Annotated in this window: 23 protein-coding genes; 8 read left to right on the forward strand and 15 right to left on the reverse strand. The window is 70.2% G+C overall.

Going from position 1 to position 26,536, the window contains the following annotated elements; all coding sequences use genetic code 11:
• Positions 1–241 precede the first annotated feature (241 nt).
• Positions 242–1,195, reverse strand: a complete 954-nt coding sequence (locus OG452_RS19105) for a nitroreductase/quinone reductase family protein (RefSeq protein WP_327296783.1) — start codon at positions 1,193–1,195, stop codon at positions 242–244.
• 377 nt (positions 1,196–1,572) lie between these two features.
• Between OG452_RS19105 and OG452_RS19110 the strand changes: the two genes are divergently transcribed.
• Positions 1,573–2,727 (forward strand): acyltransferase family protein, encoded by a 1,155-nt coding sequence (locus OG452_RS19110; RefSeq protein ID WP_327296784.1) that lies wholly within the window; start codon positions 1,573–1,575, stop codon positions 2,725–2,727.
• Between the two features lie 30 nt (positions 2,728–2,757).
• On the forward strand, positions 2,758–3,975 hold the full coding sequence (locus tag OG452_RS19115; protein WP_327296785.1) for a cytochrome P450: 1,218 nt from the start codon (positions 2,758–2,760) through the stop codon (positions 3,973–3,975).
• A 224-nt stretch (positions 3,976–4,199) separates the two neighbouring features.
• Here the strand turns inward: OG452_RS19115 and rfbH are convergent, their stop codons facing one another.
• The 6 genes from rfbH to OG452_RS19145 all read right to left on the reverse strand — a co-directional run bounded on the left by rfbH (position 4,200) and on the right by OG452_RS19145 (position 12,864).
• Positions 4,200–5,507, reverse strand: a complete 1,308-nt coding sequence (gene rfbH / locus OG452_RS19120) for a lipopolysaccharide biosynthesis protein RfbH (protein ID WP_327296786.1) — start codon at positions 5,505–5,507, stop codon at positions 4,200–4,202.
• A 32-nt stretch (positions 5,508–5,539) separates the two neighbouring features.
• Complete coding sequence (locus OG452_RS19125) at positions 5,540–6,442, reverse strand: NAD-dependent epimerase/dehydratase family protein (protein ID WP_327296787.1); 903 nt, start codon at positions 6,440–6,442, stop codon at positions 5,540–5,542.
• Positions 6,443–6,553: 111 nt separating this feature from the next.
• Positions 6,554–7,540, reverse strand: coding sequence for a dTDP-glucose 4,6-dehydratase (rfbB, locus tag OG452_RS19130; RefSeq protein ID WP_327296788.1), 987 nt, complete (start codon positions 7,538–7,540; stop codon positions 6,554–6,556).
• The gene (locus OG452_RS19135; RefSeq protein WP_327296789.1) at positions 7,537–8,604 is read right to left on the reverse strand and encodes a glucose-1-phosphate thymidylyltransferase; all 1,068 of its coding nucleotides are present in this window, start codon (positions 8,602–8,604) and stop codon (positions 7,537–7,539) included. The genes rfbB and OG452_RS19135 overlap by 4 nt, the downstream gene beginning before the upstream one ends.
• A gap of 234 nt (positions 8,605–8,838) precedes the next feature.
• On the reverse strand, positions 8,839–10,755 hold the full coding sequence (locus tag OG452_RS19140) for an alpha-L-fucosidase (RefSeq protein WP_327296790.1): 1,917 nt from the start codon (positions 10,753–10,755) through the stop codon (positions 8,839–8,841).
• A gap of 219 nt (positions 10,756–10,974) precedes the next feature.
• The gene (locus OG452_RS19145) at positions 10,975–12,864 is read right to left on the reverse strand and encodes a chloride channel protein (RefSeq protein ID WP_327296791.1); all 1,890 of its coding nucleotides are present in this window, start codon (positions 12,862–12,864) and stop codon (positions 10,975–10,977) included.
• A 298-nt stretch (positions 12,865–13,162) separates the two neighbouring features.
• Here OG452_RS19145 and OG452_RS19150 point away from each other — a divergent pair, with 298 nt between their 5' ends.
• A complete protein-coding gene (locus tag OG452_RS19150) occupies positions 13,163–13,306 on the forward strand; it encodes a hypothetical protein (protein ID WP_327296792.1) in 144 nt (47 codons plus the stop codon).
• 119 nt (positions 13,307–13,425) lie between these two features.
• Positions 13,426–13,884, forward strand: coding sequence for a MarR family winged helix-turn-helix transcriptional regulator (locus tag OG452_RS19155; RefSeq protein ID WP_405565463.1), 459 nt, complete (start codon positions 13,426–13,428; stop codon positions 13,882–13,884).
• A 36-nt stretch (positions 13,885–13,920) separates the two neighbouring features.
• On the opposite strand, the gene OG452_RS19160 is transcribed toward OG452_RS19155, so the two are convergent.
• The 3 genes from OG452_RS19160 to OG452_RS19170 all read right to left on the reverse strand — a co-directional run bounded on the left by OG452_RS19160 (position 13,921) and on the right by OG452_RS19170 (position 18,019).
• Positions 13,921–15,468, reverse strand: coding sequence for a hypothetical protein (locus tag OG452_RS19160; protein ID WP_327296794.1), 1,548 nt, complete (start codon positions 15,466–15,468; stop codon positions 13,921–13,923).
• Positions 15,469–15,858: 390 nt separating this feature from the next.
• Positions 15,859–17,283, reverse strand: coding sequence for an NAD(P)/FAD-dependent oxidoreductase (locus OG452_RS19165; RefSeq protein ID WP_327296795.1), 1,425 nt, complete (start codon positions 17,281–17,283; stop codon positions 15,859–15,861).
• A 46-nt stretch (positions 17,284–17,329) separates the two neighbouring features.
• Positions 17,330–18,019 (reverse strand): rhomboid-like protein, encoded by a 690-nt coding sequence (locus tag OG452_RS19170; protein ID WP_327296796.1) that lies wholly within the window; start codon positions 18,017–18,019, stop codon positions 17,330–17,332.
• Here OG452_RS19170 and OG452_RS19175 point away from each other — a divergent pair.
• From OG452_RS19175 to OG452_RS19185, 3 genes are all read left to right on the forward strand, one after another.
• The gene (locus OG452_RS19175; RefSeq protein WP_327296797.1) at positions 18,018–19,070 is read left to right on the forward strand and encodes an aminoglycoside phosphotransferase family protein; all 1,053 of its coding nucleotides are present in this window, start codon (positions 18,018–18,020) and stop codon (positions 19,068–19,070) included. The genes OG452_RS19170 and OG452_RS19175 overlap by 2 nt on opposite strands.
• A gap of 162 nt (positions 19,071–19,232) precedes the next feature.
• The gene (locus OG452_RS19180) at positions 19,233–20,501 is read left to right on the forward strand and encodes an ATP-binding protein (RefSeq protein ID WP_327296798.1); all 1,269 of its coding nucleotides are present in this window, start codon (positions 19,233–19,235) and stop codon (positions 20,499–20,501) included.
• Between the two features lie 43 nt (positions 20,502–20,544).
• Positions 20,545–21,021 (forward strand): GNAT family N-acetyltransferase, encoded by a 477-nt coding sequence (locus OG452_RS19185; protein WP_327296799.1) that lies wholly within the window; start codon positions 20,545–20,547, stop codon positions 21,019–21,021.
• A gap of 139 nt (positions 21,022–21,160) precedes the next feature.
• Here OG452_RS19185 and OG452_RS19190 read toward each other — a convergent pair whose 3' ends face one another.
• The 4 genes from OG452_RS19190 to OG452_RS19205 form a co-directional block, all read right to left on the reverse strand.
• Positions 21,161–21,592, reverse strand: coding sequence for a VOC family protein (locus OG452_RS19190; RefSeq protein WP_327296800.1), 432 nt, complete (start codon positions 21,590–21,592; stop codon positions 21,161–21,163).
• Positions 21,593–21,799: 207 nt separating this feature from the next.
• Positions 21,800–22,198: a Scr1 family TA system antitoxin-like transcriptional regulator gene (locus OG452_RS35460; RefSeq protein WP_442810159.1), complete on the reverse strand. Its 399-nt coding sequence runs from the start codon at positions 22,196–22,198 to the stop codon at positions 21,800–21,802.
• On the reverse strand, positions 22,195–23,739 hold the full coding sequence (locus OG452_RS19200; RefSeq protein WP_327296802.1) for an MFS transporter: 1,545 nt from the start codon (positions 23,737–23,739) through the stop codon (positions 22,195–22,197). Before OG452_RS19200 ends, OG452_RS35460 begins: the two co-directional genes overlap by 4 nt.
• A 141-nt stretch (positions 23,740–23,880) precedes the next feature.
• Positions 23,881–25,041: an NAD(P)-binding protein gene (locus OG452_RS19205; protein WP_327296803.1), complete on the reverse strand. Its 1,161-nt coding sequence runs from the start codon at positions 25,039–25,041 to the stop codon at positions 23,881–23,883.
• Positions 25,042–25,250: 209 nt separating this feature from the next.
• Between OG452_RS19205 and OG452_RS19210 the strand changes: the two genes are divergently transcribed.
• Entirely contained in the window at positions 25,251–25,937 is a 687-nt protein-coding gene (locus OG452_RS19210; RefSeq protein WP_327296804.1) for a pentapeptide repeat-containing protein, read from the forward strand.
• 78 nt (positions 25,938–26,015) lie between these two features.
• Here OG452_RS19210 and OG452_RS19215 read toward each other — a convergent pair whose 3' ends face one another.
• Complete coding sequence (locus OG452_RS19215; RefSeq protein WP_327296805.1) at positions 26,016–26,513, reverse strand: hypothetical protein; 498 nt, start codon at positions 26,511–26,513, stop codon at positions 26,016–26,018.
• Between the last annotated feature and the right edge of the window lie 23 nt (positions 26,514–26,536).

The raw sequence follows: 26,536 nt of genomic DNA on the forward strand, positions 1-26,536 counted from the left end.
ATTCCTTCCTTGATTCTGGGAAGAACTCAAGCTGCGAGCCTTTGTGCGGCCCCTGAGGAGGATGCCGAGCGTCTTCCTTTGCTCATATTGGCGACCCCCGCTTGAGGACAACTCAACGCCTGCTATCGAGGGTGCAGAAAACGGGATTTCCGGGTCCGGGCAGGCCGCCTGGCCGGCCCCGGACACAGCAGCACCCCCGGGCCGAGGAGCGAGACGGCCGCGGGGGTGCTGGTGGGGACGGTCAGCCGAAGTCCGGAGCCGGAGCTGTCGCGTTGAGAGCGGTCACGATCGTCTCCTCCTCGTACCTGAAGTGGGTTTCGAGCCGGTTCGCCAGCAGCTCCAGGTCGGCGCGCAGCCGCACGGGGTCGGTCTCACCGGGTACGAAGCTGTCGACGAGCTGCTGGATGTCGTCCTGCAGCCGGGCCACGACCTCGTGCTCCTCGCCGAGCTGCGCCAGCGCCGGAGCGAGCGCCGGGAACTGCTTGGCCAGCATCGGGAACATGGCTGCGTCCTCGCCGCCGTGATGCCTCTTCAGGGCCCCGCAGAAGCTGAGGCAGTGGGTGCGCATCTGCTGGGCGAGGTCCGGCGGAGTCCGCTCGATCGCGTCCGCGCTGCCGTCGATCAGCTGGTCCGCCTGTGCGCGGAGCGTCTTCAGCTCTCCCCGTAGCCAGTCGTGCACCTCGACGATCCAGTCGCCCATGCCCTTGACCCGTTCCTCGCCGGGCTTGGGGCCGATGCGGTTCAGTACGACGACCGGGATCTCACGGGTCGTCTTGGCCTGGTGGTCGGCGTACCCCGGCGCCTCGGAGATCACACGGTCGAAGAGCTTGTCCCGCTCCGCGCCCGGCGGAATGGCGGCGATCGCCTGGTAGGTGTCGGTACCCGTCTCCACCGTCACGATCGGGTTCTTGCGGATGTTGTGGTACCACGCGGGGTGCTTGTCGGCGCCGTTCGACGAGGCGACGACGACCCCTTTTCCATCGAATTCGAGATACCCCAGGATGCTCTCCCGGCGCAGGCCGCTCTTGGCTCCGACGGTCGTCAGCACGGTCAATGTCCAGCCCTCGAACATGCCGCTCATCCTGCCGTTGTTCGCCCGGAACTCGGCGATGACCTGACGCTGAAAGTCATTCACGTCGAAGCCCGCCCAGGTCTCGGCCTGCGCTTCCCAGGTCTCGGCCTGATCCTTGCTCATGCACTACCTTTCCGAGTCGATTGACCGCAGAAGGAGGGCCACGCCACCGGAAATGGACACAGAAATACCCCGCATGCCTACGCAGTGAAGAAGGGCGCAGCAATCCCAGGAAAGGGATTGACGAGCTGCGAGAGATGGACTGTGCCGATCTCTGTAATGGCTGAGTAGCCGATACCTCCATGCGTAGGCCCATACGGGGCTCGGAGAAACCGTAACACCACCCCGTGGCGCGGGCAACGTGTCCGTGCCAGGGCGTCCGGCCGCCGGTGGACCGGAGTTGAGCCAGATTTCGAGTCAGCCCCTAGCGGCCGCCCATAGCTTTCGGGCCGATCCGGCGTCGGGCACCGACTCCCTCAACCCATTCCAGGAGCTGGAACATGACCAGTGCGTCTCCACCGATCCGCCAGCTGCCCTCTCTGACCGGCTACCGCGCGATCCTGTTCATCGCCGTGTTCATCACCCATGCTCTCGGCGCCGGCTACTTCTTCACCAACCAGTCGATCAACAAGGCAGGCACTCAGCTGCCCTACGGAACCGGCGCCCTGGCGACGTTCTTCGTGCTCAGCGGTTTCGTGCTCACCTGGGGTGAGCCCTGGCGCAGTACGGTGGGCCGGTTCTGGCGGCGCCGCGTGGTGAAGATCTACCCCGGGCACATGATCGTCTGGGCGGCCACCCTGCTGTTGTTGTTCGCCGTGGGGCCGATATCGATGATCGGCTCCTGGCAGCAGACCCAGGCCGGCCCGACGGCGGCCAACCTGTTCCTGCTGCAGGACTGGGTCCCCCGGATGCCGTACGTCTTCAGCGTCTACGGTGTGAACTGGTCGGTCTCCGTAGAGATCCTCTTCTACCTGGCGCTGCCGCTGTTGATCCGCCCGATCCTGCGCATCGCCGACAGGCGGCTGTGGCACTGGTTCGCCGTGTGCGCGGTGGTGATCGTCGCGATCCCCACATTCACCCACTTCTTCCTCGGCGGGCCGCTCGCGCCCGGCCAGAACATGTCCTGGAACCAGGTGTACTACACCGACTTCTTCCCGCTCTCCCGGATGCCCGAGTTCCTGCTCGGGGTCTTCCTCGCACGCATCGTGCAGACCGGCAAGTGGCCCCGGATGAGCATCTGGTGGCCTGTCGTCATCACGGTCGGTCTGTGCTGGCTGGTGTTCCAGCTGCCCGAGACGTTCCGCGTCAGCGGCCTGCTCACCATCGGTCTGTGTCTGTTCGTCCCCGCCATCGCCGTGCGTGACCTGGAGGGCCGGCCGAGCTGGCTGGACAACAAGGTCATGGTGTTGCTCGGAAACTCCTCTTACGCCGCCTACCTGGTGCATTTCCCACTGCTCGCACTGACCCGGCACCTGGTCGGCGAGGGGAAGCAGTTCAAGCAGTTCGACGTGGGGACCGGGCTCCTCATCGTGGTGGTGCTCTTCGTGGTCGTCCAGCTCATCGGCGTCGGGATGTTCCTCGCGGTGGAACGACCGCTCATGCGCCGGTTCGGCTCGCCACGACGGAAGCCGGCCTCCGACCCCGTACCGGCCTGACCGCCCCCCTCCAGAGACCGAGGAGCTCCTGTGACCGATCCGGACCAGGTGATGAAGTTCCCCTTCCCCGACAGCCACCGGCTGGACGTGCCGACGGAGTTCGCCGATCTGCGGGCGAAGTGCCCGGTGCAGAGGGTGGACCTGCCGTACGGCGGTGAAGGCTGGCTGGTGACCCGGCAGGCCGACGTCAAGACTGTGCTCGGCGACTCCCGGTTCTCCCGGGCCGCCACCGTGCACGCGGACATTCCTCGTACGAAGGAGTGGCTGAATCCCGGTGGTGACATCCTGTCGTTGGACCCGCCGGAGCACGCCCGGATACGCAAGCTGGTCTCAGGAGCGTTCTCGCGCCGGAACGTCGAGCTGTGGCGGCCCCGCATCGAGGGGCTCGTCGACGAACTCGTCGCGGGTATGCGGGCGGCCGGCTCCCCGGTGGATCTGGTCGAGTCGTTCACGATGCCGCTCCCGATCACCGTGATCTGCGAGATGCTGGGCGTGCCGGCCGAGGACCGCCACTTCTTCCAGCGGTTCTCCGAGCTGATGTTCAGCGGCGCGGGCGTCGCGGCCGAGGACATCCAGGACGCCGCCACCGGGCTGATGTCCTACCTCGCCGAACACGTCGCGCGCCATCGCGCCGAGCCGCAGGACGACCTGCTGTCCGAGCTCATCGCGGCGCGCGACGAGGACGAGGGACGGCTGTCCGAGGAGGAGCTGGTCACCCTCGGTATGACCATCCTGGCCGCGGGACACGAGACCACGGCCAACGCGATCGCCAACTTCGTCCACACCCTGCTCGTCGGCGGACTGTGGGCGGAACTGGCGGCGCGACCGGACCGGTTCGACACCGCGGTCGAGGAGTTGCTGCGGTTCGTGCCGCTGGGTGGCAGCGAGTCCCTGCCGAGGGTCGCCACTGAGGACGTGGCGCTGGGGGACGTGACCGTATGCAAGGGGGAAGCGGTTTTTCCCGCGATGGTCTCGGCCAACTTCGACGGTGAGGTGTTCACCGATCCGGATGTCCTCGATCTCGACCGGACCCACAACCCGCACCTGGCCTTCGGCTTCGGACCGCACTTCTGCCTCGGAGCCCAACTCGCCCGGACCGAGGTCCGGATCGCACTCGCGACGCTGCTGCGCGAGTTCCCCGAACTGCACCTGGCTGTACCCGAAGCCGAGGTGCCCTGGCGCGAGGACACCGCGTTGATCCGCGGCCCGCGCCGCCTCCCGGTCGCCTGGCATCCTCAGGCCGGCTGAAGGAGGAGTACCGAACGACGCGTTGAGGACGCACAACGTCCTCGGCGCGTCGTTCGGCTCTGTCCCCCGAGGCGGTTCACGACGCGGTCCCCCGGACCGTGAACCGCCTCGGCCCCCCCGGGCGTCGTGGGCCGCCCCGGCCCCGGAGCGCGCGAAGCGGCCCGGCTGGTCGGCCGGGCCGCTTCGCGCGGGGTCGGCAGGGCCCGCGGGCCCTGCCGGGGTGATCAGCCCTGCGCCTTCACGAACTCCTTCACCGAGGCGATGACGTAGTCGAGCATCTCGTCGGTGAGGGCGGGATAGACGCCGATCCAGAAGCTCTGCTCGGTGATGACGTCGCTGTTGGCGAGGTCCCCGACGACCCGGTACGGCTTGTTGATGTAGGCCGGGTGGCGGGTGAGGTTGCCGGCGAACAGCCGCCGGGTGCCGATCTTGCGGCTCTCCAGGAAGTCGACCAGTGCCGCCCGGGTGAAGGGAGCACCGGGGGTGACGGTCAGTACGAAGCCGAACCAGCTCGGGTCGCTGCCGGGCGTCGCCTCCGGCAGCAGCAGGTGGGGTACGTCCTGCAGTCCGTCGCGCAGCCGCTTCCAGTTGTGCTTGCGGGCGGCGATGAAACCGTCCAGTTTGGCGAGCTGGGTCAGGCCCAGAGCGGCCTGGAGATCGGTGGCCTTCAGGTTGTACCCGACGTGCGAGAAGATGTACTTGTGGTCGTAGCCCATCGGCAGCGTTCCCATCTGGTACTGGAATCGCTTGAGGCACTTGTCGTTCTCGCCCGGCTCGCACCAGCAGTCCCGGCCCCAGTCGCGCAGCGACTCCACGATCCGGGCCAGCGCCAGGTTCGAGGTGAGGACGCAGCCGCCCTCGCCCATCGTCAGATGGTGGGCCGGGTAGAAGCTGACCGTCGAGAAGTCGCCGAAGGTCCCGGTGAGCTTTCCGTCGTAGAGGGAGCCGACCGCGTCGCAGTTGTCCTCGATGAGGAACAGCTCGTGCTGCGCGGCGAGTTCGGCGATCTCGGCCACCTCGAAGGGGTTGCCGAGGGCGTGCGCGATGATGATCGCCCGGGTCTTGGGGCCGATCGCCAGCGCCACCCGCTCGGCGGTGGTGTTGTACGTGCCGAGCTCGACGTCGACGAAGACCGGGACCAGCCCGTTCTGCAGGATCGGATTCACCGTGGTCGGGAAACCCGCGGCCACGGTGATGACCTCGTCGCCCGGCCGGAGCCGGCGGTCCTCCAGGAGGTGGGAGGTCAGCGCGGAGACCGCGAGCAGGTTGGCCGACGACCCCGAGTTGGTCAGATGGGCCTTACGGCGCTTGAGCCTGCGCGCGAAAGCCGACTCGAACTTGCGTGAGCTGCGGCCGGCGGCTATCCGCATCTCCAGCGCGGCCTCGACGAGCGCCACCCGGTCCTCCTCGCCCAGCACCGCACCGGAGGGCCAGATCTCGGTGACGCCGGGCACGAAGCCCCCGCCGCCTTCGTGCTGTTCCTGGTGGTACTTGCGGACCTCGTCCAGCACCAGTTCCCTGTGGTCGCTCATGCCCGGTTCCTTTCTGCCGTACTGATGGGTGGTCATGCGGCCGCGAGCAGATCCCGCAGCGATTGTTCGAGTGAGTGGCGCGGCTCCCAGCCGAGCACCTCGGCGGCGCGCGAGATATCCAGTTGCTGCCATTCGGTGTCGACACGGGACGGCGCGCCGGCCGGGCTCTCCTCGACGACCCGGACGGCCAGCCCGCTGACCGCGATCAGCCGGTTGACCAGGTCGCGGGTGTGGACGGCCCTGCCACTGCCGATATTGATCACCTGGCCGACCACATCCTCGTCGTCGGCCCGGACTGTGCGCAGGACGGCGTCGGCGACGTCGCGTACGTCCACGAAGTCCCGCCAGGCGCGCAGCGGCGGCAGCCGCAGCTCCGCGGGGGCGCCGGTGCGGCCCCGGTCGGCGGTGAACCGCATCAGCCGGTCGGCCACGGAGCCCAGCAGACTGCCGGGGTGCGTGCCGGGGCCGCAGACGTTCGCGATCCGCAACACCACCCCGGGCTGCCCGCCCGCGACAGCCGCGTCGAGCACAGCCCGCGCGCCGAGGAGTTTTGTACGGCCGTAAGGGGTGACCGGCGCGGGTTCGGTGTTCTCGTGGGTGCCCGCGCCGCTCGTCCCGGGGCCGTACTCATGGCTGCTGCCCAGCTGGACGAGGCAGGGGCGCCGTTCCAGCAGGGCCAGCGCGCGTATCACGCGGGCGGGGAGTTCGACGTTGCCGGTGTGCATCTGACGCTCGTCGGCCTTCCAGGCCCGGCCCGCGGCATTGACGACGGCGTCGGCCCCGGCGTCGGCGACGAGCGCCGCGATCCGTTCCGGTTCGGCTGTCACCAGGTCGAAGCCGGCAGGGACGGTGACGATCCGGTCGCCCGCGTCCGTCAGAGTCCGGCAGATGTGCCTGCCCAGGAAGCCGCGGGCGCCCAGCACGACGATGTTCACCCGGCGCCGCCCGACAGTACGAGAGCCTCCATCGAAGGACCTTTCTCATGGGTGTGTCGTCCTCTCCGGCCGGGCTCGACGGGAGAGGACGGACGGGGGAGGCGGAGGGGGTCAGAGCGCCGCCCGCTCCTTCAGCGGCTCCCACCAGGCGCGGTTGTCGCGGTACCACTGAACCGTTGTCAGCAGGCCCTTGTGGAAATCCACCCGCGGCGCGTAACCCAACTCCCTGGTGATCTTGGCGCAGTCGACCGAGTAGCGGCGGTCATGGCCCTTTCGGTCCTCGACATGGACGACGCCGGCGTCCCAGTCGGCACCGCACGCGTCGAGGAGCAACTCCACGAGCTCCTTGTTGGACAGCTCGGTGCCGCCGCCGATGTTGTAGATCTCGCCGGCGCGCCCCCGGGTCCGTACGAGCTCGATGCCCTGGACGTGGTCGTCGATGTGCAGCCAGTCGCGGACGTTGCTGCCGTCGCCGTACAGCGGGACCTTCTTGCCGTCCAGCAGCTGTGTGACGAAGAGCGGGATGGCCTTCTCGGGGAAGTGGTGATGCCCGTAGTTGTTGGAGCAGCGGGTCACCCGCACGTCCAGGCCGTGCGTCCGGTGGTAGGACAGCGCGATGAGGTCGCTGGACGCCTTCGCAGACGCGTAGGGGGAGTTGGGCCGCAGCGGGTCGGTCTCCGGCCAGGAGCCCTCGTCGATCGACCCGTACACCTCGTCCGTGGAGATGTGCACGAACGTCCCGATGCCGGCCCGGTGAGCGGCGTTCACCAGGGTGTGCGTGCCCAGGACATTGGTCCGTACGAACTCGGCGCCCCCGTCGATCGACCGGTCCACGTGTGATTCCGCCGCGAAGTGCACCACCTGGTCGTGCTCGGCCATCAGCCGCGCGACGATGCGCTCGTCGCAGATGTCGCCCTGTACGAACGTGAAGCCGGGATGCCGGCGCACCACGTCGAGATTGGCCGGGTTGCCCGCGTAGGTGAGCTTGTCGAGTACCGTCACGGAGACATCGCCGGGCCCCTCCGGGCCCAGCAGTGTCCGGACGTAGTGGGAACCGATGAAACCGGCACCGCCGGTGACCAGTACACGCTTCGTCATGACGAGATCTGCACCTTGCTGTGGTCACCGAGCACGAACCGGTGGGCGGACGGGTTGCGGGGGGCCGGGGTCACCTGCACATTGCGGCCGATGAGCGAGGCCTCGACGCGGCGCACACCGGTCAGCGCGGAGTTCTGCAGAATGATCGTGTACTCGATCTCGCTGTCCGCGATGTGGCAGCCCTCGGACACGGACGTGAAGGGCCCGACGTACGAGTCGGTGATCACGGCGTCGGATCCGATGATCGCGGGACCGACGATACGGCTGCTGGTGATCCGGGCGCCCTTCTCGATCCGGACCCGGCCGATGATCTCGCTGGCGGCGTCGACCGTGCCCAGCACGTCGGGGACGATGGTCTCCAGCACCGAGCGGTTGACCTCCAGCATGTCCGTGACGTTGCCGGTGTCCTTCCAGTAGCCCGAGATCGTGGTCGACCGCACGTCCCGGCCCTCGTCGATCAGCCACTGGATCGCGTGAGTGATCTCCAGCTCGCCGCGCCACGACGGCTCGATGGCCCGGACGGCTTCGTGGATGGCCGGTGTGAACAGGTACACGCCCACCAGGGCGAGATCGCTCTTGGGGTGCTCTGGCTTCTCCACCAGTGCGGACACCCGGCCCTCGGCGTCCAGTTCGGCCACTCCGAAGGCCGACGGGTCGAGCACCGGGGTCAGCAGGATGTGCGCGTGGGGCCGTTCGGTGCGGAATCTGTCCACCAGCTCCGTGACGCCGCCGACGATGAAGTTGTCGCCGAGATACAGCACGAAGTCGTCGTCGCCCAGGAAGTCACGGGCGATGCGCACCGCGTGGGCCAGCCCCAGCGGGGCGTCCTGACGGATGTAGGTGACCTCCAGGCCGAATGCGGAACCGTCCCCCACGGCCGTGCGGATCTCGTCGGCGGTGTCCCCGACGACGACACCGACCTCGGTGATGCCGGCATCGGCGATCGCTTCGAGACCGTAGAAGAGCACGGGCTTGTTGGCCACAGGCACCAACTGTTTCGCCGAAGTGTGGGTGATCGGTCGAAGACGGGTCCCAGCCCCGCCCGACAGCACGAGTGCCTTCACGTAGCCAACCTCCACAGCAGATGTCGCCAGTCTCTTTCGCCGTTCGTAGCGTGGTGGCCATAGCTGCAGGGAAGGTCGAGCCGCGGTGGAGGGGCGCCGTACCGGCAGGCCCGCAGGTCGCTTCGCGATCGGCATCGGCATCGGCGAAGGGGCGCACCGCGGGGCCGGCTGTCAGGTGCCGGCCCCGCGGTGGTTCGGTGCGGCCGGTGTCCGCGTGGGCGGTGGCCCGCCCCGCTACTTCGGTGGCACGTTCAGGTGGAGCGACGCCGACGCGAGGCGCGGGGTGGCGCGGGCCTGGAGGATTCTGATCCGGATGCGGTCCGTGCTCACCGGCCCGGGCAGCGTCAGGATGCGCGCGTAGCCGATGGTGGTGCCGACCGCGGTCTGCCGCCAGGCGGTGCCGGTCCAGATGTCGACCGCGAACCCCTCCACCTGCTGGCCCCTGGTGATGTCCTCGCCGAGCCGGATGCGGTCGAAGGCACGTACCCCGGACAGCCGCACGGTGACATCGCCCGTGGTGGCCCCCTGGGACGGTGACCAGGCGGTGGTGAGACGGCCGTCGGTCAGGGTGCGCAGTACGGGGTCGCGGCGGCCGCGCCCCGCAGCGAGCAGGTTGCGGCCGTACGTAGCGGTCACGGAGTCCCCGAACGCGGTGAGGGAACCGACGTCCGGCGCGGCGATGCGGCCGTCCCGGCCCGGCGGGACGTTCAGCAGGAGTACGGCGTTGCGGCCCACCGACTCCTCGTAGATCGTGACCAGTTGCTGGGGTGTCTTGGGCTTCTCATCGGCGTGGAAGAACCAGCCGGGGCGCAGCGAGACGTCCGCCTCGGCGGGGAACCACTGGAGGTACTCGATCCCCGGTGCGGTGATCCTGTCTCGCGAGCCGATGTCGGCGGCGCTGGGGCCGTCCGGGAGCAGCCCTTCGCCGTGCGCGGTGGCGGGGTCGGCGGTGGCGGGGGTGACGCTCCACTCGGTGGTGCGGCCCGCCCCGTTCTCGTTGCCGATCCAGCGGGTGCCCTGCGGGCCCGCGAAGGTGACGGTGTCGGGGGAGAGGGCGTGGATCAGCCGGAACCAGGCGGTGAAGTCGTACTTCTCGGTGATCCCGGCGTCGGTCCAGGGGTTGGCGCCGTCGAGCCACAGCTCATCGATGGGGCCGTACTGCGTGAACAGTTCGTAGAGCTGGTTCAGGTAGTACGCGTTGTAGTCGTCGGCCTGCACGGTGAAGGACGGGATCCGGCGTGCGGCGAGCGCGTCGGCCCGGTCGTCGTCGGGGACCAGGGTCGGGATCGTACGGCTGACGACCGGGCTTCCGCTGCCGTAGCGGCCCTGGCCGCCGGGGGCGCGGTCGCCGTCGTCGACCGTGGCCTGCTCCTCGATGCTGAGCCACTGCCCCGACGCCTGTTTCGCGCGGATCTTCTCGACGTACTGGGCGTGCCAGGCGTGCGGCTGCTCGGAGCCGTCGGCGGGGGAGAGGTAGACGCCCACCTTGAGGCCGGCCCGGCGGGCGGCCTTGAGGTAGGTGCCGAGGACGTCGCCCTGGGGGTTGCGGCAGCCGGCGTCACGGGCCCGCCAGTAGGCGGCCGGGTCGTCGGAGCGGTGGGCCTCGGCCTGTGCACGGGCCTTGGCGGTGGCGTTCCGCTCTGCGTCGGAGCAGCCGTCGGTGCGGATCCACCAGGGGCTCGCGATCACCGAGTGGTTGGAGTAGCGGGTCGGGAAGAGGACGAAGCCGTCGTGGTGCTTGGCCGTGAACATCACCTGGCGGGCGCCCGCCGCCTTGTACGCGCGCATCCACTGGTCGGCGTCCATCGCGGACGGGTCGAACGTCGCCTCGTCCTCGGCGCCGGAGCCCCATTCGCGGTTGGTGAAGGTGTTCATGCCGAAGTGGGTGAAGGCGGTCACCTCCCGCTGCTGCCAGGCGACTTGGGAGGGCCGGGGGACGACTTGGGACGCCTTGCGCACGATCGTGGCCGGGGTGTCGGACGCGTCGATCGCGATCTGCGACGCGGAGGTAGTCCGATCTTTTCCGAAGGGAGCGCCGCTGGGGCTGTCCTTTCCCGGGGAGGCGATCGCTGGTGCGGCGGACAGGAGTGGCAAGGAGGCGACGCCTACTCCCAGGGCCAGTACGGATCGTCGCCCGACAGGCGTTCCCATGAGTGCTCCTTCGGTCCATGGACGCAGAGTGGAACGTATGGTCTAGACATCCAATGTCTGTCTGTCGGGCAGCAGTCTGCTGCGGGTCCGGGGGCGTTGACAAGGGGCCGTACGCGAACAGCCGGCGGACAGCAGTGCGGGGCGGCCGATATGTGCATCGGTCGCCCCGCACTGCTGTTTCGCGTTCTCCGGGCTGCCCGCCCCGCTTGTCCGCCCCGCTTATCCGCCCTGCTGGAGTTCCGGCTGCAGCTCCGGTTCCACAGCCTGCTGGAAGCGGCGCGGTACGAGGCTGAGGAAGCGCTCGGCGTGGTGCTCCTCGTGCAGGTCTATCCGGCGGGCTTCGAGCAACTGGCGCAGGCTCAGCAGCCCTTCGAGCCGGTCCGGGTCGTCCCGGTCGACGATCACGACCCGGGTGACCTGGTGCGAGGCCATGCGGTTGGCGATGGTGCGCAGGGTCTCGTCCGGGTACGCGGTCACGGCGGGCCGGGCGAGTTCGCCGAGCGGGGTCCGGTCGTCGTGGGAGCTGAACAGGAAGTCGGAGCGGGTGACGACGCCGGCCAGGTGTCCCGCCGGGTCCATCACGGGGTAGAGCCGCTGGGCGAGGAACCCGTCGACGTCATGGCTGCCGTGCGGAGCGGCCAGCTCCCGCTTGATGTCGGCCACGGTCTCCTCGGTGCGGAACGTGGCGGTGATGGGGGATTCGAGCTGCCGTACGAGATGGACCTCCAGCGGGTCCACCGAGTACTCCCGGGTGAGATGCAGCCCCCGGCGGGCGAGCTTCTCGGTGAGGACTGACCGCTTGAGGACGATCACCGAGAGCAGATAGGCGGAGGACGCGGTGATCACCATGGGGAGCATCGCGTTCATCTCATGGGTCAGTTCGAGGCAGAAGACGATGCCGGTCAGCGGGGAGCGCATGACTCCGCCGAGGACTCCGGCCAGCGAGACCAGGGCCCAGAAGCCGGGGCTCACGGTCGGGAAGATCAGCCCCTCGGCCGCGCCCAGCGCACCGCCGATCATGAACATCGGGGCGAGGACGCCGCCTGAGGTGCCCGAGCCGAGCGACAGCCCCCAGATCAGGGTCTTGACCACCAGGATGCCGATGATCAGGCCCACGGTGGCCCGGCCGGTGAGGAGCTGGTCGATGACGTCGTACCCGACACCCAGCGCGCGGGGCTCGATCAGCCCGCCGGCTCCGATGATCAGGCCGCCGATGGCGGGCCACCACATCCAGTGGAGCGGCAGCTTGGCGAACATGTCCTCGGAGAAGTACACGAGAGCGGTCGCGCCGAGTGCGAGCAGCCCGGCGCCGAGCCCGGCGACCAGGCACAGGCCGTACGCGGAGATGGGCAGCGTGGCCGGGACATGGGAACCGCCGAAGAGCGGGGCGCTGCCCAGGATCGGTTCGCGGACCAGGGTCGCGGTGACCGCGGCGACCGCGACGGGGATGTAGGAGCGCGGGCGCCACTCGAAGAGCAGCAGCTCGACGGCGAGCAGGATCGCGGCCAGCGGCGAGTTGAAGGTGGCCGCCATACCGGCGGCGGAACCGGCGACCAGCAGCGTCTTGCGCTCGTCGGTGGTGACATGCAGGAACTGGGCGAGGATCGAACCGACCGCGCCGCCGGTCATGATGATCGGCCCCTCGGCGCCGAACGGCCCGCCGGTGCCGATGCCGATGGCCGATGAGACGGGCTTGAGCACGGCCAGCCGGGGCTGCACCTTGCTGCCGCCGACCAGGATCGACTCGATGGCCTCCGGCATCCCGTGGCCGCGGATCTTCTCCGATCCGTACCGGGCCATGAAGCCGATGACCAGCCCGCCCACGATGGGCATGAAGAGGATCAGCCACCAGTGGGAGGTGGAGCCCGGTGTGGTGGTGCCGAAGGCGAACTGCCCGTGGAAGCAGAGGTTGGTGAACAGGTTGATCAGCTTGAGCAGCCCCACCGCGACCAGGGCGGCGGCCACGCCGACCGGGACGGCGAGTACGGCGATCAGCGCGACCCGGGGCGGGACATGGAAGTCCCCCAGGCTCTTGACCTTCTGCGGGGGTACGAGCCGGCCGGGGGTGCGGGCCGGTTTCGGTTCCGCGGCGGGGACGGGCGGGGTCATGGGTTTCCTCCGTTGGTGGTGCAGGCAGGGGCAGTGCCGTCACGGGCGCACGGAAGAAGGGCCGTCGGCGTACCGCGGGTGAAGCGGTGCCGGCGCCCCTGCGTACGAGTGGCTTACGCGATGGCGGTGTAGGGCGTCGTTGCCCTGGGAGCTGCCGATGCCCTGTGCGGAGGGCGGCAGTACGGGGAGGGGCGGTCCGCGGCGTGGGAGACGCCGGGTGCGGATGCCCGGATACTGGTGGGAACGGATGAGCGGTCCCCAGACTACCATTGCAGACTGCAATGATTAATGCGGCCTCGTGAACAAACTGTTGAACGAGCTGGTGAACGGCGCGATGGACAGCCTGATGAACGGCCTGATGAGCAGCCGGGTGGACACCCCGGCGGACAGGACCGCCCGGGTGGGAAGCCCGGCGGTCGGAAACGGTGGACGGACCGTATGACGGGCGAGCAGACGGCTGCCGGCAGCCGCGCCGGGGACGTGGCCGGTCTCACAGAGGTTCCCCCAGGCATTTCCGCGGACAGCCCCCATGACGAGACCGATGAGGTCACCGCCGCGGTGATGTCCGCCGCACGGCTGCTGGTCGGACTCTCGGCGCGTGCGCTCGCCGAGGTCGGCAGCGCGCTGACCCTTCCGCAGCTGCGGACGCTGGTGGTGCTGGACTCCAGCGGGCCCGTGAAGCTGGCGGCGCTGGCGGCCACGCTGGACGTCAACGCGTCGACCGCGATGCGGATGGTGGACCGGCTGGAGGCGAGCGGTCTGGTCGACCGCAAGGTCAATCCGGAGAACCGGCGGGAGGTCGTCCTGCGGACCACCGACGAGGGCACGGCGCTGGTCGGCACGGTCCTTGAGCACCGGCACCGGGAAGTCGCCGCGCTGGTGGGCCGGCTCCCGGTGGACGTACGGGCCGGGCTCGTCGTGGGGCTCAGGGCGCTGACCGTCGCCGCCGAGAGCCCCACGCTGGGCCGGCCAGGGGCCCCGGACGCCCGGGACGTGCTCGCGGACGGCACCGGGTTCTGAGCCGGTGCCACCCGCGGTGACGGGTGCGGATGCGGGTCAGGACGTGTAGCCCGAACCGATTCTCTGCACCACGTACGCGCACTCCGTGTATGTGTAACCGGGCCTGATCTTGGCCGTGTTGCTGCCCGAGGTGGTGTTCGAGCTGTTCAGCGACTTGTGCAGGAAGTACGTCGTGCCGGGCGGCAGCGAGATCGTCCGCTTCGGGTAGCTCTTGCCGCCCTTACAGGCGCTGAGCTGCGCCGTCACGTCGCTGGAGTACGTCGAACACCCCTTGCACGGCTTGAGTTTGAAGCTTCCGGTGACCGGGCCGGTGTAGAGGATCTCGACCTCGTCCGGGCTGTCGTTGCTGATCGTGACCGGGATGCTGCCGCCGGACGACATCGACGGCAGGTGCTTGCCCGCCGCCGCGTCGCTCTGGGCGATCTCCGCGGCTATGGCGGTCTTCTGGGCGCGGGCGTGGTTCTTGTCGCTCCGGTAGGCGCTCGCGAAGTCGGAAAGCGTCTTCTGCGCTCCGGTGAAGTCACCCTTCTTGTACTGGTCGACACCGCAGGCGTACGTACCCGACCGGACCTTCTGCCCGGCGGTCGCCGCGTCCTTGCGCAGCGCGTCGGTCAGGGCGCTGTCGACGCCCGCCTCCTTGCCCGGCAGGCCGACGGCCTGGCCCTGGAGGATCTTCAGGCGCTCGTTGGCCTCGCAGGGCTGGGAGCCCTTCAGGTCGCCCGCGGCCCTGTTGATCTCCGAGCTGACGGCCGGTTCCACCTTCGCGGCCTGCTTCGAGGAGGGGAACGTCGTGAGCAGCTCGCCCAGGTTCCCGCTCGGTGACACGACGTCCTTCCCGGTGCCGAGGCCCGTCACCCCGCATTCGTACAGCGAGGTCGCGAGCTTGTCGTCGGGCCACCCGGCCAGCGCGCCCAGCTGCTTCCTGCCGTAGGTCCCGGGAACCGTCCGCAGATACGTGAGCGGTTCGACGGCCTCGCAGTACTTCTTCTCGCCGAACGGTGTGGCGACCGTCTCGTAGTACGTGTGGAGGGAGGCCGGGACGCGGCGGGCGGCCCGGGAGTCCGAGTGGCGGGCGTCGAGGTCGTGGTAGGTGGTCAGGGCCTTGCTGTAGGACGCCCGCGCGGTGGTGAAGTCCTGGCCCTTCGCCTGCGTGACCAGCTGGTCCGCGTCGGCGAGCCGGCCGAGGAGCATCTGCTGCGTGGCCTCGTCGCGCGCCCCGTCGTACAGCACGACACCGCCGACGGGCGCGGCCAGCAGCACCAGGCCGAGCACGATCGCGACCGGTGACCGCGGTGGCCGGATGACGCCGTGCCGCAGGCCCCGGTACGCGCCGTGGGCCGCGACCAGGACCAGGAAGGCGAGGTACGCGACGACCGCGCCGACGGGCACGCCGTCCGGGTCTGCGGGCAGGGCGACCGAGAGCAGCACGCCCGTGGCCACCCAGCACACCGCCAGCGCGAGCCAGCGCCTGAGCAGCAGATAGCCGAGCCCCAGGCCACTGAGGTTGAGCAGCGCCACGGCCGCCGCCCGCAATGGGTCCGCCGGTGCGGGCGGGGTCGGAGGCGCGGGCGGGACGGTGGGCATCGGGGGAGGGGAGGACGGGGGCGGCGGGCCGAATCCGCTGAACCCGCCGAATCCGCCCTGTCCGCTGTGCTCTTCCCGGCCGCCGAAGCCGCCGGACCCCCCGAAGCCGCCTGACCCGCCCGACCCCCCGAAGCCGCCGGACGCCCCCAGAACCTCCGGCGGCCCGAACCCGCCCGAAGGCTCCGGCCCGCCGCTTCTCGCTGCCCCGTCCTGCTGATCCCCAGACATGCCGCCACCCCCCGGTCGCCGGCCACCCGGCGCCGAGGCGTCCGGAGACCGTCACTGTGTGTCTACGTATCTACCACGGACGGGCCTGCTGTGAACTCCGGATTACCGTCGGTGCGAGGGGACTTGGGGCAGCGCTTCCCGGAACCCGGGAAGCCGCGGACCTCAGCGCCCCGCGATCCGGTCCGCGATCGTCGCGATCCGGTCGGTGGCCGTGCTGCGGCCGGTGAGTTCGCGGGCGTCCGCCGCCCGGTACGCCCGGTACATCCCGTGCACGCCCAGCCAACGCAGCGGCTCCGGCTCCCAGTTGCGCACCTTGTGGTTCACCCAGGGGAGCGTGGTGAGGTCGGTCGGGCCCGACTGGCCCGAGTCCTGCTGGATCAGGTCACGCAGTGTACGGGCGGCCAGATTGGCGGTGGCCACGCCCGAGCCGACGTAACCGCCCGCCCAGCCGAGGCCCGTCGACCGGTCCAGGGTGACGGTGGCGCACCAGTCGCGCGGGACGCCGAGCACCCCGGACCAGGCGTGGTCGATCCGTACGCCCGCCGTGGCCGGGAAGAAGCGCACCAGGATCTCGCGCAGCGCGTCGATGGTGGCGGGCTCGGTGCGCCCGGCGCGGTCGGCGCGGGCGGCGCGCGAGCCGTAGCGGTACGGGACGCCGCGCCCGCCGAGCGCGATCCGGCCGTCGGCGGTGCGCTGCGCGTACATGTACGCGTGCGCCATGTCGCCGAGCGTCTCGCCGCCCTCCCAGCCGATGGTGTCCCAGACGGCCTGCGGCAGCGGTTCGGTGGCGATCATCGAGGAGTTCATCGGGAGCCAGCTGCGCCGGGCGCCCTTGAGGCCGGCCGTGTACCCCTCGGTGCACCGCAGGATGTAGGGCGCGCGGACCGTTCCGTACGGGGTGACCGCGTGCTTGGGCCTGATCTCGGTGACCGGTGTCGACTCGTGGATGGTGACGCCGAGGGCCTCCACCGTCTCGGCCAGGCCCTGGACCAGTTTCGCCGGGTGCAGCCGCGCGCCGTGCGGGGTCCAGGTCGAACCGACGGCCCCGGTGACCCGGATCCGCTCGGCGGTCTCGCGGGCGCCGTGCAGGGTGCGGTCCGTCTCACCGAAGGCGATCTCCACCGAGTGGAAGTCCTTGAGCCGCTGCAACTGGGCCGGTGTGTGGGCGACTTCGAGGACGCCGCCCTGCTGGATGTCGGCGTCGATCGACTCGTCGGCCGCCGTCTTGACGACTTCCGCGACGGTGTCGTTCATGGCCTGCTGGAGGCGGACGGCCGCATCGTGCCCGTGCAGCTTCGCGTACCGGTCGCGGCCCGCGATGCCGTTGTAGAGCCAGCCGCCGTTGCGGCCGGACGCGCCGTAGCCGCAGAACCTGGCCTCCAGCACGGTGATGTTGAGGAACGGGACGGCCTTCTTGAGGTAGTACGCCGTCCACAGCCCGGTGTACCCGCCGCCGACGATCACCACGTCGGTGCTCGCGTCGCCCGGCAGGGGCTCGCGGGCGAGGGGGGTGCCCCGGTCCGCGTACCAGAACGATATGCCGCCGTTGACGGTGCCGTTGACTGTGCCACTGCCGGTGGAGCTCATGGGGACCTCTGCCTTCTGGACCGGTCCGCCGGATCGGACCGCTTGATCAGGGCCGTTCGGTGTTCCTCCGGCGGTTGCCGGGAGCGTAGCGCCGCAGGGGGGCCAGCAGACTCAGCGGGTTCCACGGCGGTCCGCCGAGGCCCCGGGTCAGCGGGTAGCAGGCGAGGCCGATGAGGACCGAGGCGAAGTGGCCCAGGTCGGTGAAGGTGCGGTCGGTGAACAGCGGCAGGCCGAACACCGCGAGTACACCGGCCAGATACACGTAACGCCAGGGCCGGGCGATCCGGTAGGTCAGTACGGCGATCACCCCGGCCAGGGCGTAACTCACGCCCACATCGAGGGTGTTGACGGCCGACTCGGGGGCCCGGTGGTGGTGGATCGCCCAGAGCAGGGCGCCCTCGCTGATGAAGGAGGCGAGGACGTGCGCGAGTACGGCGACGGACAGCCAGCGGAGCGTGCCGAGCCAGCGCTCGGCCTGCGCGTGGAAGATGGTGTAGAGCACGGCGTACGAGGTCCAGCCGCTGCCGTCGATGTACATCGCGCTCTGGAACAGCACCCGGACGGGGTGGGTGGACAGTTCGTGGATGTTGGTGGAGCGCCTGCCGAGGTAGTGCCGCTCGAAACTTGGCGACATCTGGTGCAGCGCGATGGTGGTGAAGAAGAGGATGGCCAGCCAGACGTAGGTGCCCGGAGCGCTGCGGATGTAGGAGGCGACGGCGTGGCGGACGCGGTTCATGCGCCCGATTCTGCGCGTTGGCTGCCTGGAGAGCCGGGGTCACCGCGCCGTGACGGCGCGGGCGGGGGTGGCGGGCGTACGGAAGGGGAGGGAACGCGACGTGGGTGAGCGGGCGGACGGGAGCGAGCCGGTGGGTGGCGGCAGAGTGGCTGATGGTGGGGCGGCGGACGGTGGGGCGCGTCCTGCGGCGGACCGCGCCGGGGAGTTCCTGGACCGATGGGGGCTGCGACAGGAGGGACCGCCGATGCGCGGCCGGGCCGCGGTCGTCCTGCCAGTGGTGCGTACGGCCGACGGGACGCGGGCCGCGCTGAAGCTGCAGGAGGTGGACGGGGAGACCGTGGGGGAGCCGGTCGCGCTGCGGGTCTGGGACGGCCGGGGCGCGGTCCGGCTGCTCGACCACGACCCGGCGACCGGGACGATGCTCCTGGAGCGGCTGGACGAGGCCAGGCCGCTGGCTTCGGTACCGGACGTCCTGGCGGCGACCGAGGTCGTCGCGGAGCTGCTGGCCCGGCTGACGTCGGTGCCCGCGCCGGGCGGGACGCGGTGGCTCGGGGACATCACGGCCCGGATGCTCGACCGCGTACCGGATGCGGTCGGGTCGCTGGCGGACGAGGCGGACCGGCGGCTGCTGAAGAGCTGCGCGGCGGCCGTACGGGAGGTGGCGGGCGAACCGGGGGACCGGCTGCTCCACTGGGACCTGCACTTCGAGAACGTCCTGGCGGCGGGCCGTGAGCCCTGGCTGGCCATCGATCCGAAGCCGCTCGCGGGCGATCCGGGGTTCGAGCTGATGCCCGCGCTGTGGAACCGCTTCGGGGAGGGCAGGCTGCTGCGCCGGTTCGACCTGATGACCGATGTGCTGGGGATGGCGGGGGACCGGGAACGGGCACGGGCGTGGACGCTGGGGCGCGTCCTGCAGAACAGCCTCTGGACCGTGGCGGAGGGCGGCGGGCGGCTGAGCACCGAGATGACGGAGATCGCCCGGACTCTGCTGGCGCCGGGGGCGGTCGGCCGACGGGGGCCCGCACGCCCGGCCCGTAACGGATGCACCTGACACACCTGACTCCGGGCAGCCGCGGCTCCGGGCACCAGTCCTCCGGGGCGGCCGTCCAGCGACGAAGCGTACGGTGCGCCGCCCGGCTTTGTCCGCGGTGTCGAAAGCCCCGGCGCCCCGCCGCTCGTAGCCTCAGGGTCCTTCCGACCAGAGGTGACAACGATGAACTGGCTCATCCACGACTACCGCGAGGACGACCTCGCCGCCGTCGTCCATCTGATCGACAGCACCGCCGAACTCGGCCAGGAGTCGGTGTTCTCCCTGGCCGAGTGCATCGGGGCGCTCACCTCCCGCCAGCCGGCCGTGGTCGCGATCAGCGGCGGCGTGCCGATCGGGACCGCGCTGGCGACGGTGTCCGGGACGAGGGCCTGGGTGATGCGGATCGCCATCGTCCCCGGGCTGCGCGGCCAGGGCCTGGCCAGCGCGCTGCTGAAGGAGCTGGAACGGCGGCTGGTCGGGGCCGGGGTGCGGACCATCGCCTATGTGCTGCCGGAGGAGGAGCTTCTCGGCGAGGGCCTGCACAACGCCGGCTACGACCGCCGTCCCGCCGTGGCCTACTTCGAGAAGTCCCCGGCGCGCGGAACCGCCCGGGGCCGGCTGGAGGAACTCGGCGGCCGGCTGCTGGACAACGACCTGTGGGCCGCGGTGGCCGGGATGGAGCAGGAGAAGCACCTGATCGAGGCCCGGGTGGTGCGTCCGCTGGCGGAGCCCGAGCGGGCGGCCAGGCACGGGGTGCTGCCGCCCAGGGCGATCACCCTGTTCGGCCCGCCGGGGACCGGCAAGACCACGTTCGCCCGTGCGATCGCCTCCCGGCTGGGCTGGCCGTTCGTCGAGCTCCTGCCTTCACGGCTGGCCGACGAGGGCAACCTCGCCGCCGCACTGCGGGCCGCGTTCGCCGGTATCGCCGAGCTGGAACGGGTCCTGGTCTTCATCGACGAGGTCGAGGAGATCGCCGCCGAGCGCGGCAGCGCGGAACGGCCGGGGATGCACGGAGTGACCAATGAGCTGCTGAAGCTGATACCCGGTTTCCGGGAGGGGGAGGAGCGGCTGCTGGTCTGCGCGACCAACTCGATCCGCTCGCTGGACCCGGCGTTCCTGCGCCCCGGACGCTTCGACTACTTGCTGCCGATCGGGACGCCCGACGCGGTGGCGCGCGAGGCCATCTGGTCCAGGTTCACCGTGACCAGGACCGATGTGGATGTGCGGCGGCTGGTCGAGGCCAGCGAGCTGTTCACCCCGGCCGACATGGAGCATGCCGCGCGGAAGGCGGCCCAGGCGGCCTTCGAGCGGGACCGTTCCGGCGGGGAGGACGGATCGGTGGGCGCCACCACCGAGGACTACCTCGCCGCACTGGCCCTGGCCAAGCCGACTGTGACGCCGGGGATGCTGGAGGACTTCAGGGCCGACATCACCAGGCATGCCCGGACCTGACAGCGCTTCCTGCGGCCCCCGGGGACGCCATTAGGCTGCGCGCATGATTCGCAACGCCACAGCAGCTGATGTCCCCGTCATCCACGCGATGGTCCGTGAGCTCGCGGAGTACGAGAAGGCCCTGCACGAGGCCCGCGCCACGGAGGCGCAGTTGCACGAGGCGCTGTTCGGCGAGCGCCCGGCGGCGTTCGCGTTCATCGCGGAGACACCGCAGGGGGAGCCCGCCGGGTTCGCCCTGTGGTTCCTCAACTTCTCCACGTGGCGCGGGGTGCACGGGATCTACCTGGAGGATCTCTACGTACGCCCGGAACTGCGCGGCGGCGGGTACGGCAAGGCCCTGCTGACCGAACTGGCGCGGACCTGCGTGGAGCGCGGGTACGAACGCCTTGAGTGGTCGGTGCTGAACTGGAACGAGCCGTCGATCAAGTTCTACGAGTCCCTGGGTGCCCGGCCGCAGGACGAGTGGACGGTCTACCGGCTCACCGACGAGGCGCTGACGGCGCTGGGTGGGGCGGAGTAGGCGGAGGAGGGCGGAGCGGGGCGGATGTGCGAAGACCCCGGCTGTCCGCCACGGGGGAAGCGGACAACCGGGGCCGGTCGGTGGGAGGTCGCTACCTACCGCGCCCAGAAGGTGTCCTCGGCCGGGCCACGGCGCCTCGTCAGACGGCGAACACCTGGGAGTCGTCGGCGAACGCCTTGAACTCCAGGGCGTTGCCCGCCGGGTCGAGCAGGAACATCGTCCACTGCTCGCCGGTCTCGCCTGCGAAGCGCACGTAGGGCTCGATGACGAATTCGGTGTCCGCGGCGCGCAGCCGGTCGGCGAGCCCGTGGAAGGCGTCGACGGTCAGGACGAGCCCGAAGTGCGGCACGGGCACGCCGTGGCCGTCGACGGGGTTGTGGATCTGTTCGGTGCGGGCCGGGGCGAGGTGGGTGACGAGCTGGTGGCCGTGCAGGTTCCAGTCCACCCAGGTGTCGGCGCTGCGGCCTTCCTCCAGTCCGAGCGTCTGGCCGTAGAAGTGGCGGGCGGCGGGCAGGTCGTCGACCGGGACGGCGAGGTGGAAGCGGGGGATGGGGGAGTCGAGAACGGTCATGGGCTGGGTTCCTTCCGTGTGGCGTGGTGTGCCTGACGGTTACCAGTTCTGTCGGGCGGGGGAAATGATCAGGTCGTTGACGGTGACGGCGGCGGGCTGGTCGAGGGCGTGGACGACGGCGTCGGCGACGCTCTGCGGGCTGTTCGTACGGGCGTCCACGGCTGACGCCCCGCCTCCGGCACGCCTCCCGCCACGCTTTGTGCCCGATCAGTTTTCGTACCAGGAGCATTCCGCCGGAACCGGATCTTGAAAGCTGCCTCCCCGTATGCCGCTTTGCAGGCCAGAGTGGACGGCATCCTCCACCGGCATCCGCGCGCGGATGGGGCGGGTCGGGATCACGCCGACACTGACGTCGGGCAGCGCTCCGACCGTCAGCAGGTGGTCAAGCTGCTCCGCCTGAGTGTCGGCGTCACCGAGCCCGTTGTGCAAGACGGACTCCTCGACCAGGAAAGCGAAGCGGCGTTGCCCTTGCGGATCACGCGCTGGGTACTTGGGGGACTGACCACTCTGGGCCGACGGCCAACTGAGCGCTCCGCGGCCGGCTTCCAGTACGCCAAGCGCCCCCGCAAGGGCGCCGCGCCCAGGCTCCCCCTCCGCCCCCGTCAGCCCGAAGTCCCCCCGGCGCCCTCGCCCTCCGCCTCGCCCTCCGCCTTCGCCTCCGCCGCCTCGCGTCGTCTCGGTGAGGGTGCGGTCACCATGAGGAACGCGACCACAGAACCCACCACCATGAAGCCGGCCGCCCACGCCGTCGCGATGGTGAAGCCGTGCACCACCGCGGTCTTCGAGAGCTGCGCCTGCTCGGGCTTGCCGATGCCGGGTCGCATATGGCTGGCGAGGTAGCTCGCGGTGGTGGTCGTCGCGATGGTGTTGAGCAGGGACGTACCGATCGATCCGCCCACCTGCTGGGCCGTGTTGACCGTTGCGGACGTGACGCCCGAATCCTGGGGGGCCACGCCCGATGTGGCCGTCGCCATCACCGGCATGAAGACCAGGCCCATGCCGAGACCGAGCAGCAGGGTGCCCGGCAGGATGTGTTCGACGTAGTTGGAGTGCGGCCCGATGTAGGTCAGAGCGAAGAGACCGCCCGCGCCGATCAGCATCCCGGGCGATATCAGCAGGCGCGGCGGTACGTGGTGCAGCAGCCGGGCCGAGATCTGCGTCGAGGCGAAGATGAGCATCGCGGACATCGGGAGGTAGGCGACGCCCGCTCGCAGGGGGCTGTAGCCGAGGATGTTCTGCAAGTAGTACGTCAGGAAGAGGAAGAGGCCGAACATGGCCAGCGTCGCCGTCCCCATGGCGATCATCGAGCCGCCGCGGCTGCGTTCGCTGACGATGTGCAGCGGCAGCATGGGATGCCGGGCGCGCGTCTGCCACCAGGCGAAGACGGTGAGCAGGACGCCGCCGGCGATGAGCAGGCTGATGACCAGGGCCGAGGACCAGCCCTTCGACTGGGCCTCGCTCACGGCGTAGACGATCGCCACGAGACCCCCGCAGCCGAGGATCGCGCCGGGGATGTCGAGGTGGCTCTCCTTCTGCCCTTGGCGGTCGCTGAGCAGCGTGAAGGCGCCGAAGACGGTGATGGCCGCGATGGGCACGTTGACGTACAGGCACCAGCGCCAGTCGAGGAACTCGGTGAGGATGCCGCCGAGGAGCAGCCCGATGGCCGCGCCCGCGCCCGCGATGGCGCCGTAGATGCCGAACGCCTTGGCGCGCTCCCTGCCCAGCGAGAAGGTCGTGGTGAGCAGGGAGAGCGCGGACGGAGCGAGCAGGGCGGCGAAGGCGCCCTGGAGCGCACGGGCCGCGAAGAGCATGGAGCCGTTCACCGCCCCGCCGCCGAGTGCGGAGGCGGCGGCGAAGCCGATGAGGCCGATGATGAACGTCCGTTTACGGCCGACCAGGTCGGCGACGCGGCCCCCGAGCAGGAGCAGCCCGCCGAACGCCAGCGTGTACGCCGTGATGACCCACTGGCGGTTGCCGTTGGTGAGGTGCAGGTCGTGCTGGGCGGACGGCAGGGCGATGTTCACGATGGTGGCGTCGAGCACCACCATCAGCTGCGCCAGCGCGATGACGGCCAGCCCCCACCAGCGATGGGGGTCGGGCTGGTCGGGACTGGTGGGCTCCGGGGTGGATATCGCCGGGTCGCTCATCTGTCCAGAGGATCACAGAATGGGGCTGTTCGCTCTTTAGGGGGGGGTTTTCTGTGCTTGGTCCGGTTCCGGGTTGGCGACGGTGTCGTACGTGAGGTTCTCGGCGGGCCCGACTCGTACAGCCGAATGGCTCTCATGGGGCTACGGTGCAACCTCAAGTCCGCTTGAGGTCAAGGCCAGGGTGGCCGCCTCGATCGCGCTGTTGAAGGAGACCTCGGCGAGCATTCCAGGCGCGGCGCACTGGTCGCCCGCGAGGAACACCCCGTCGCCGCGCCTGATGGCGGGCCGGTCGCGCCAGGTCGTACCGGGCGGGTCGACCGCGCCCGTGCGCCCCGCGGCGACGGACGAGCCGCGCCAGGTGAGGCGTTCGCGCCAGCCAGGGAAGCCCAGGTCGAGCAGGCGCTCGGCATGGGCGACCCCGTCCGTCTTCGACTCGTCCGGCGCGACGGGCAGTTGCCCCTGGATCAGTTGCTCGCCCGCCGGGGCCAGGGTGGGGTCCTGGGCGGTGAAGCGTTCGATCCAGCCGGGGGCGTCGAGGTCGGAGATCACCCAGGCGTCGCCGCGCCGGGTCCTGAACGCGATGTCGACCAGCGTCGTACGGCCGCTGGGCCAGCGCAGACCGGATGCGCCGAGCAGGTGCCGGGCCGCGTCCAGGGAGGTCGCGACGATCACCGGCCCCTCCGCCGTGGGGAGTTCGGTGACCCGGTCGCCTGTCTCGATCTGTACGCCCAGGTCGCGGGCGCGGGCGGTCATCCGGTCGATGAGGGCGCCCCAGCCGCCCCGTACGAAGTGCGCCTCGGGCGGCAGCGAGGTGGCGCGGCGCAGCCGGGCGTGGACGAACGCCGCGGAGAGCGAGCCCGGGTCGTGGTGGTAGAGGACGACCCCTGTGTAGTTGGCGGCGGCGCGGGCGCCCGCCTCGCCGACCTGGGAGGTGGCCCAGGAGAGGAAGTCCTGCTCGACGGGGACCCCTCCGGCCGGCCGCCGCGCCAGCCGGAACAGCGCGAGCGGGGGTGTCCTGCGCAGCGTCCCGCCCTGGTGGAGCCGCAACCGGGTGGCCTCCAGGCCCGGTACGCCCACGACCGGGCCGAGCAAGCCCTGCTGCTTGAGCCAGGCCCATAGCGGGCCGCCGCTGTAGATGGCGTGCGGTCCGTCGTTGACGCGGTACGGGCCTTCGGCTGTGCGGGAGCGGCCGCCCAGGGTCCGGTGCGCCTCGCGCAGCGTGACCCGGGCGCCCGAATCGGCAGCGGTGATCGCGGCGGTGAGCCCGGCGAAGCCTCCGCCGACAACGGTGATGCGACGCATGATCCATCCCTTCTTCCTGTCTCGTCCTGCGTCCAGTCCTGCTGTCCTGGTGGCCTGTTCTGCCGGCCTGTCCTGCTGTCCTGTCCTGTGTCTGTTCCGGAGGGCGACCGCTCTTTTTCGGACGCTCTCTGTCATCAGGACGGATGGAGCAGGCGCAGATGTGACATTCGGGAAGGTTCGATGTCAGTGGTGTGGGTCACCATGAAGACATGGCAGCACGGAACGGCACGAAGAGAACCCCCCCACAAGTACGACGACCGGAAGTGCGGCTTCCCCCACTCAGTCCCTACGCCGGACGGGGCCTTGAGCCCGATGGGGACTATGACGGACTGGAGTTCACCGGCGAGGACTTCACAGGACAGTCGGGCCGCGGGGCCCGCTTCATGGACTGCTCACTGCGCGAGTGTGTGCTGGAGACGACGGAGCTGGTGCGGGCGCGTTTCATCGACTCCGTACTGACCGGGGCGAGAGGCGTGGGCACGAACCTCGCGGAGGCGTCCCTCCGCGATGTCGAGGTGGTGGACGCACGGCTCGGCGGCGTCCAGCTGTACGGAGCCGTGCTGGAGAGGGTGGTGGTGCGCGGCGGGAAGATCGACTATCTGAACCTGCGGGAGGCGCGGCTCAAGGACGTCGTCTTCGAGAACTGCATCCTGACGGAACCGGACTTCGGCTCGGCGCGGCTGGAACGGGTGGAGTTCACCGGGTGCACGCTGCGCGGGGCGGACTTCAGCGGAGCCCGGATGAAGGACGTCGATCTTCGGACGGTGGCCGAGCTGCACATCGCCCGCGGGGTGGAGCGGCTGGCCGGGGCGGTCATCAGTCCGGCGCAACTGCTGTCGCTCGCACCGGCGTTCGCCGCGCAGATCGGAGTACGGGTGGAGGTACCGGGCGAGTAGCGCGGAGGGGCCGGCTCCGGGGCCCCGCCGCGCCTTCGCTCCCGTCCCGCGCTTTTCTCCTCCCCCGGCGCTTTCCGGCTACACCCGGGGGAACCGCCCCTGCAGGTCCCAGATCACCGGATTGTCCGCAAGTCCCTCATGCATGTCCCCCAGATCCGCGATCAGGTCATGCAGGAAGTCCCGGGCCTCCCGCCGCAGCACCGTGTGCCCGAACGTCAGCGGATCCTCCTCCACCGGCATCCAGTCGGCGGCGACATCGACCCAGCCGAACCGCCGCTCGAAGAGCATCCGGTCCGTCGACTCGGTGAAGTCCAGCTCGGCGTGTTGCGGCCGCGAGGCACGGTTGCCACGCGGATCCCGGTCGAGCTGCTCGACGATGTCGCAGAGCGCCCACGCGAAGTCGAGCACCGGAACCCATCCCCAGGCTGTGGATACCTCGCGGTCCGCCTTGGTGTCGGCGAGGTAGACGTCACCGCAGAAGAGGTCGTGCCGCAGCGAGCGGACGTCCGCGCGGCGGTAGTCGGTCTGCGGGGGATCCGGGAAGCGGCGGGAGAGGGAGTAGCCGATGTCGAGCACGGGTCGATGGTGTCACGGACGGC

Source organism: Streptomyces sp. NBC_01197 (assembly GCF_036010505.1).
GTDB lineage: Bacteria > Actinomycetota > Actinomycetes > Streptomycetales > Streptomycetaceae > Streptomyces.